We start from the raw sequence: 5201 nt of genomic DNA, 5'->3' as shown, positions 1-5201 counted from the left end.
GCTGGTCGATGGTCTCCTGCGCCGGAGTCCCGTCGATCCGGATCTCGTTGGTCAGCCGCACGGGCTGCACCACCAGCGCGACCGCGATCACCGCCAGCAGCAACAACCACGCGCCCAGCACCCGCCAGGGCCGGCCGAAGGCGAACCGTCCCACCCGATACAGCAACGTCGACACGTGCACTCCCCGGCGACAAGTGATAGCGAACTCTCGAACCGAGAGTAAGCTATCACCACGAGATGTCGGGTGCGCCCGGGCACCGAGAGGACGATGCGGCGATGGCTTCTAAGTCGATGTCGTCACGCGCGGACGCGCTGTCGAACATCGCACGAATTCTCGACGCCGCGCGCCGGGTCTTCGCCACCGGCGACGGCACCGGGCCCCTCACCCGCATCGCGCGCGAGGCCGGTGTGGGCATCGCGACCCTCTACCGGCACTTCCCCAACCGGGAATCTCTCGCCTGCGCCGTCTACGACCAGATCTTCGCCACCGAGATCGAACCCGCACTCGCCACCTTCGCCGACACCGGCGCGTCCCGGCAGGCCCTGCTCGACGTCGCCGAACGAATCAGCGACCTCATCCTGCGAGAACCCGGCCTGGTCGCGGCGATCGGACAGCTCACCGAGGTCACCGGCGAACTGCTCCGCCGCAGTATGCAGACCCTCACCCCCATCCTGCGCGCCGCCCAGCAAGCAGGCAACATCCGCCCCGACATCACCCCCGAAGACATCCCCGTGTTGCTCGCCCTCGCCACCACCGCCTTCAGCACCACCAACCTCGACCGCCGAACCCGCCGCCGCTACCTGAGCCTGCTGCTCGACGCGCTCAACCCGTCCCGGTCCACCCCGATGCCGCCGCGCTGAACGTCTCGATCAACAGTACGGAGTCGCGTCATGCCCAACCCGCGGGTTGGTCTTGCCCTGGGCGGCGGTGCCGCACTGGGCGCCGCCCACATCGGTGTCCTGCATGCACTCGCCGAGCGGGGCATCGAGCCGCGGATCGTCACGGGCACGAGCGCCGGAGCGCTCGTGGGCGCCGCGTTCGCGGCCGGGTTGCCGCTGGATCTCATCGAGGAGCAGGTCCGCGTGGCGGGCTGGGCGACCTTCGGCAAGTTCACCCTCACACCACGCCTGGCCCTGCTCGACAGCTCCGCCCTGTCGGCCTCCGTCGGTGTGCTCGGCCCAGAGCCGAGGATCGAGCATTTGCCACGCCGGTTCGGCGCGGTAGCCACCGACCTGCGCACACGGTCGTCCGTCGTGCTCACCAACGGCCCCCTCGACCTGGCGCTGCGTGCGAGCATCGCCGTCCCTGGCCTGTTCCCCCCGATCTCCTGGAACGGTCGCTTCCTGGTCGACGGCGCGCTCGCGGACAACCTGCCCATCACACCCGCCCGCGGCCTCGGCGCGGACCTCGTCATCGCCGTGCGGCTACGCCCAGGCTGGCAGTGGCCCGGCACCGGCCGCGTCACCGCCGCGACCGTCGCCGCCGCACGTGACGACGGCGATACTCTGATCATCGAACCCGACCTACGACGACTCTCCCCATGGTCACGAAGGGATGTTCCCCGCATCATCGACGCGGGACGACGCGCCGCCGATACCGCACTGGCCCGGTTCGCCTGGGAGATCGGTGACCAGGACCAGGCATCCTGAGACCGGTTCGAGGCGAGTCCGTGCCGGCGGAACCGACGGACCAGATCACCGAACCAGTCAAGGTCATCGGTTGTCCACCGGCCGCGGTGTCCCGCGCGGTTCTCAGTTGTGGTGTTCGCGGTCGTGTGGTTGGTGGTGGGTGAACATGGCCTGCACCTCGGTGTCGGCGCCGTGGGGGGCGAAGTGGTTGTGGTCTACGGTGAGGAACAGGGCTTCGGCGGTGAACCGGGTGAGGCCGTCGGGGCCGGTGCCGGTGGCTTCCAGGTGCAGTCGCCGGCCATGGCGGTGCTGCAGGCGTGCGGTGATGCGGTGTGGCTGGCCGAGCGGCACCGGCGCGAGGTAGTTGACGGTCAAGGTGCGGGTGACGGCGACTTCTTCCACGAGGTAGAGGACGAACCCGAACAGGTCGTCGCAGGCCGCCGAGATCGCGCCGCCGTGTGCCAAGCCGGGGGCGCCGCGGTGCCGCGGGTCGAAGGTGATGTCGGTGACCACGGTGTCCCCGTGGCGGTGGACGTCCAGGTGCAGACCGGCCGGGTTGTCCGGCCCGCACCCCAGGCACTGCGGGTGGTGCGGCGGCAGCGAGATGGGCATGGGGTCAGCCATTGCGTGTCGATCCTTCGGTAGCGGCCGGCATGGCCGGGTCACGGGGTCGAGATGGGCTTTCGCCGGGTGGCGGCGGCGAACAGGGTGGCGGCGACATCGATGATGTCCTGGCGGTCGACCGGGAGTTCGCCGCTGAGCCAGGCCATGAGCAGTTCGGCGAGGCCGCCGGTGAGCAGGAGACCCGCGATCTGGTCATGGGGTGGGGAGAGCGCGTCGGCACCGTGCAGAGCCTGGGCCTGGGTGGCGATCAGCTGGGCGAACTCGCGCAGCAGTTCGTGACGTCGGGTGCGCAGCGGCTCGGCGGCGGCGGATTCCAGCATGGCCACACGGCCGATGCGCGGATCGCCGGTGAGCAGGTCGACGAACGCGCTGATCGCCGCCGTGGCCTTCGAGTAGGGATCACCGCCGGGGGTCGCCAGAGCGCGCAGCCCGACATCACGGATCCGCGCGGCGACCCGGTCGAGCACCGCCAGCAGCAACTCGTCACGGTGGGCGAAACTCTCGTAGAAGTACCGCTCGGTCAGTCCCGCCCGCGCGCACACCGCGGTCATCGTGGTCTGCCGCCACCCTTCGGTGCCCAGCAGATCCAAACCGGCTTCCAACAGCTGCTCGCGCCGCTGGTCGCGGCGTTGCTGAGAACTGACGCCCCGATAGCTGCGCTTCGGCATCGACATGCACCCATCTTGACATACGTTCCTGTCAGAACCATTCTGACTGTGGTTCCTGTCAGAATTCGGTGGTCGGCAACGGAGGCGATACGACGTGACGCAGCGAGTCAGGACCGTCCGACGGCACGCGGAGACCGTGCCGGCACTAGCCGGTGTGGTGGTGGCGATCACCGGGGGTTCACGCGGAATCGGGCTGGCGACCGCCCAGGCGCTTGCCACGGCGGGGGCCACAGTCGCGATCGGTGACCTCGATGCCCCACCGGGGTGGCTGGCGGGCCAGCACCCCGCCGTCCGTGCCTGGCGGGTGGATGTGACCGACCAGGATGCGTTCGCCGGGTTCCTGGACCAGGTCGAGTCGACCTGCGGACCGCTGGATGTGCTGATCAACAATGCGGGGATCATGCCGTTGGGGTCGCTCGGTGACGAGCCGGCGTCGGTGGCGGCCCGGCAGTTGGAGATCAACCTCCATGCCGTGATCCACGGCAGCCGTGACGCTCTGCGCCGGATGCTTCCGCGTGGGCGGGGACACCTCGTCAACGTGGCCTCGCAGGCGGGCAAAGTTGGCTTCCCCGGCGCGGCCACCTATTGCGCCACCAAACACGGTGTCGTGGGCTTGTCCGAGGCGTTGCGCGCCGAACTGCGGGGCAGTGGGGTGGCGGTGTCGTGTGTGATGCCCACGGTGGTGAGGACCGAACTGGCCACTGGGCTGGGTGAGTCCCCGCTGGTGCGGCCGGTCACACCGCAGCAAGTGGCCGACGCGATCACGGCTGTGGTGCGCCGGCCGCGGTTCGACGTGTACGTGCCGCGATCGCTGGCGGTGGTCAACCGGCTGCTCGCGCTGGCGCCCCGTGCGCTGCGCGACGCCCTGCTGCGGATCTCGGGCGCGGATCGGGTCCTTGCCGGCGCTGACCCGGTCGCCCGGGCTGGTTACGACGCCCGTGCTGTGCCCGGACGCGGGCAGGACGCGATGGCCGACCGGCCGAGGGAACGGGAACGTCCATGACGAGCGACGCGGCCACTCCCGCGGCGGGGCATCGTGGACTGTCGCTCGTGTGCACCGGTGGGAATGTGCATGAGGTGGCGGCGATGGCCGCGGACGCCGAACGAGCGGGGTTCGAGTCGGTGTGGGCGGCGGAGTTCTACGACCGCTCGGCGGTGGTCGCGGTGGCGGCGATGGCCGCGGTGACCGAGTCGATCACTCTGGGGACCGGGATCGCCTACGGGTTCGGCCGGACGCCGCTGGTGCTGGCCGCCGAGGCGCGGGATCTGGACGCACTGTGCGGCGGCCGGCTGATCCTCGGGCTCGGGACGGGGACGCGGCGCATGCAGCAGGACTGGCATGGCCTGTCCGGGGAGCATCCCGCGGCACGGGCAGAGGAACTGGTGCCGCTGCTGCGCCGGCTGTGGCGGCTGGACGAGGGGCCGGTGCGCCACGAAGGCCGGTTCTACCGCGCACACGTCGTTCCGACCGCGCCCGTCGCGGCCCCGACGCGGCCGGCGGTGCCGGTGTATCTGGCCGGGGTGAACACGCGCATGATACGCGCCGCCGGGGCGGTGGCCGACGGGCTGGTCGGTCATCCGCTGTTCACCCCGGAATACCTGCGCCACACGGTGCGGCCCGCGCTGGCAGCGGGCGCCGAACGCGCCGGGCCGGTGCCGGTGGCCGGGTATGTGATCTGCGCGGTGGATCCTGACGAAGACCGTGCTCGCCGGATGGCCGCCGCGCAGATCGCGTTCTATGCCTCGGTGAAAACCTACGATTCCATCCTCACTCTGCACGGCTTCACTGACGAGGCGGGCGCCATCCAGGCAGCGCGTCGCGCTGGTGACCTGGAGGCGATGGTGGCCGCGGTGTCAGACCGGATGATCGACACCATCGCCGTGGCCGGCACCCCTGAGCAGGTCCGCAGCCAGTTCGCCGCCCGGTGGGCGGGCTTGTACGAGCGGACCTTGCTGTATCCGTCTTCCTTCGCCGGCCCGTCGGCCACCACCGCCGTGCTCGACGCCTTCGCCCCACTCACCCGCACGCCTACCACATAAGGAGAGCCGTCATGGTCCACATCATCGAGCGCACCACCCAGGCGGCGCGGCAGCGCCTGTCCTCGGTGCTGGTCGCACCAGCACCCCAGGCGGTCGACGAGGCGTGGCGCCGGTTCAGCCGCCGCTGGCCCACCACTGACCTGGCCACCCCACCCGAGGGCAGCGGCCTGCGGCCGGTCCGCGGCGACTACGGCCCGCCCGTGGTGGGGCACCTGCTCGACTACATCCGCTTCGGCACCG

Annotated in this window: 6 protein-coding genes and 1 pseudogene; 5 read left to right on the top strand and 2 right to left on the bottom strand. The window is 70.6% G+C overall.

The window, feature by feature from the left end; translation table 11 throughout:
• Positions 1–276 precede the first annotated feature (276 nt).
• Both HFP15_RS41930 and HFP15_RS41925 read left to right on the top strand, forming a co-directional pair.
• On the top strand, positions 277–861 hold the full coding sequence (locus tag HFP15_RS41930; RefSeq protein ID WP_168524157.1) for a TetR/AcrR family transcriptional regulator: 585 nt from the start codon (positions 277–279) through the stop codon (positions 859–861).
• Between the two features lie 30 nt (positions 862–891).
• Entirely contained in the window at positions 892–1650 is a 759-nt protein-coding gene (locus tag HFP15_RS41925) for a patatin-like phospholipase family protein (RefSeq protein ID WP_168524155.1), read from the top strand.
• A gap of 102 nt (positions 1651–1752) precedes the next feature.
• Here HFP15_RS41925 and HFP15_RS41920 read toward each other — a convergent pair whose 3' ends face one another.
• Together HFP15_RS41920 and HFP15_RS41915 are read right to left on the bottom strand one after the other, a co-directional pair.
• Positions 1753–2253 carry a PaaI family thioesterase gene (locus HFP15_RS41920; RefSeq protein WP_168524153.1) on the bottom strand — a complete coding sequence of 167 codons (501 nt, stop codon included), beginning with the start codon at positions 2251–2253 and terminating at the stop codon, positions 1753–1755.
• Positions 2254–2291: 38 nt separating this feature from the next.
• A complete protein-coding gene (locus tag HFP15_RS41915; protein ID WP_168524151.1) occupies positions 2292–2927 on the bottom strand; it encodes a TetR/AcrR family transcriptional regulator in 636 nt (211 codons plus the stop codon).
• An 88-nt stretch (positions 2928–3015) separates the two neighbouring features.
• On the opposite strand from HFP15_RS41915, the gene HFP15_RS41910 reads away from it, so the two are divergent.
• From HFP15_RS41910 to HFP15_RS41900, 3 genes and pseudogenes are all read left to right on the top strand, one after another.
• Complete coding sequence (locus HFP15_RS41910) at positions 3016–3924, top strand: SDR family oxidoreductase (protein ID WP_312872013.1); 909 nt, start codon at positions 3016–3018, stop codon at positions 3922–3924.
• Complete coding sequence (locus HFP15_RS41905; protein ID WP_168524149.1) at positions 3921–4961, top strand: LLM class flavin-dependent oxidoreductase; 1041 nt, start codon at positions 3921–3923, stop codon at positions 4959–4961. The genes HFP15_RS41910 and HFP15_RS41905 overlap by 4 nt, the downstream gene beginning before the upstream one ends.
• An 11-nt stretch (positions 4962–4972) precedes the next feature.
• A pseudogene (locus tag HFP15_RS41900) lies at positions 4973–5201 on the top strand (cytochrome P450); the annotation flags it as partial.

The organism is Amycolatopsis acididurans, assembly GCF_012328925.1.
Classification (GTDB): domain Bacteria; phylum Actinomycetota; class Actinomycetes; order Mycobacteriales; family Pseudonocardiaceae; genus Amycolatopsis_E; species Amycolatopsis_E acididurans.
The sequence above is the reverse complement of the archived record's forward strand: the minus strand, read 5'-3'. Positions and strand labels throughout refer to the sequence as shown.

Bases quoted from the DNA above. Each gene is read 5' to 3' on its own strand.
- HFP15_RS41930 (WP_168524157.1), top strand. From the start codon at position 277: ATGGCTTCTAAGTCGATGTCGTCACGCGCGGACGCGCTGTCGAACATC.
- HFP15_RS41925 (WP_168524155.1), top strand. From the start codon at position 892: ATGCCCAACCCGCGGGTTGGTCTTGCCCTGGGCGGCGGTGCCGCACTG.
- HFP15_RS41920 (WP_168524153.1), bottom strand. From the start codon at position 2,253: ATGGCTGACCCCATGCCCATCTCGCTGCCGCCGCACCACCCGCAGTGC.
- HFP15_RS41915 (WP_168524151.1), bottom strand. From the start codon at position 2,927: ATGTCGATGCCGAAGCGCAGCTATCGGGGCGTCAGTTCTCAGCAACGC.
- HFP15_RS41905 (WP_168524149.1), top strand. From the start codon at position 3,921: ATGACGAGCGACGCGGCCACTCCCGCGGCGGGGCATCGTGGACTGTCG.